At 36.2% G+C, this 1,395-nt stretch carries 1 protein-coding gene; it reads right to left on the bottom strand.

Annotated features, from left to right (window positions below; all coding sequences use genetic code 11):
- Positions 1-180: 180 nt before the first annotated feature.
- Positions 181-1,041 carry a DUF3800 domain-containing protein gene (locus BM088_RS26890; RefSeq protein WP_091992016.1) on the bottom strand — a complete coding sequence of 287 codons (861 nt, stop codon included), beginning with the start codon at positions 1,039-1,041 and terminating at the stop codon, positions 181-183.
- Positions 1,042-1,395 lie beyond the last annotated feature (354 nt).

Here is a 1,395-nt window from a genome sequence, read left to right as displayed (position 1 = left end):
GCAACACGCGATACGGGTGGTTGGCTAAACCTTACCCGACAGGGACTTGCACCCTGCAAGATGCATCAAGCTTCGCTTGACGCACTAACGCCCTAATAATGGGCAAAAAATTGTTGGCTAAAATGTTGAGGAACGAAAACAGCCAACTGTTTTTTGTCCTTATTTATTAGCTTGTTAGGTTCACTGTACATCTTCACGTGAGACATATGCAACATTATTATTTGGGGTAATATCTAGTGTTTTAGGGACATTTCGATATTCCTTCTCTGGGAAGTGCCAAATATTAATGTCAGCATTAGGAAATGTATCGTAATGTAGCGCGTCCCAACCTAAGCATTCGGCTATTTTAGTAATAGCTAAAATTTTACCTTTGTGAATTTCTGCCTCTGGATAAATGAATAAGTTATGTGAGGCATTAATTGCACCTGTGAAAAGATCCGCAACTTGAATCAGTAACTCAGATTTAGAGTCGCATTGTTTTACTTCGGCAATGCTACCAAGTTTATCTTTCAGGTTATGATTACCGATAATTTCAACTACTTCAGCACGTTTTGTGTAAGAATCCGATTTATCGTCTATTTTTGCGACAATATTTGATTTTAAAATTCGAGCACAATAAGACATTAGCATTGTGTATGACTTATAGAATGCAACCTCTTCATTGGCTTGCCAATTGAAGTAATGTTGTTTCCAAGACACTTTACATATGAAACTAGCTGGTGAATTTGAAATTAATTGTGTTAGATCTATTAGAAAATTAACCATTCCATAGCTTTTTTTAACACGAGACCACTTTAGTTCTCGATCTCGTGGTAGGTTGTGTTTTTCAATTAGTTGTTCAACTCGCTGCTCAAAGTCATCCAAAAAATTATTTGGAACTAATAAACAACCTATTGTAAAACACTTATCGACGGCAGAAGTGCCGCTTTCATCTGCGAATAATGAATATTCCACTGAACCTCCTTGTGAACCTAACGCCCCTGTTAAACGGCTTAAAAAATTGGTTTGCTTTTTTGCGTTACTTTGCAAAAAACGAAACAAGCTTTTTAAGTCCGATTGAACGCCTTGTTATATATTTGTTTGAATGTGTAACTAAACCAGTTAGTTACATAGGTTTTAACTACTATAACTGCAACAAACCGCAACGTAAACCCGAACGTGGATATTACGGAAATTGCATCAATACTTGCCGAAACATTGCCAATAATAAAATCTTAAATATACCCAAAGAATTCACCACTAAATTTCAATTAAAAACACCAAAAACTGAGAAACTTTATGTCGAATTAGTTGCGGTATATAACAGCTTGTATGGATAATACAGCCATCTTAATTATTAATTATTACCGAGTTCGGGTAAAGTGAGACCCAAGCTTTGGCTGCAACCAAAGCCTT

Source organism: Pseudoalteromonas denitrificans DSM 6059 (assembly GCF_900112265.1).
In the GTDB taxonomy this organism is placed as follows: domain Bacteria; phylum Pseudomonadota; class Gammaproteobacteria; order Enterobacterales; family Alteromonadaceae; genus Pseudoalteromonas; species Pseudoalteromonas denitrificans.
The sequence above is the reverse complement of the archived record's forward strand: the minus strand, read 5'-3'. Positions and strand labels throughout refer to the sequence as shown.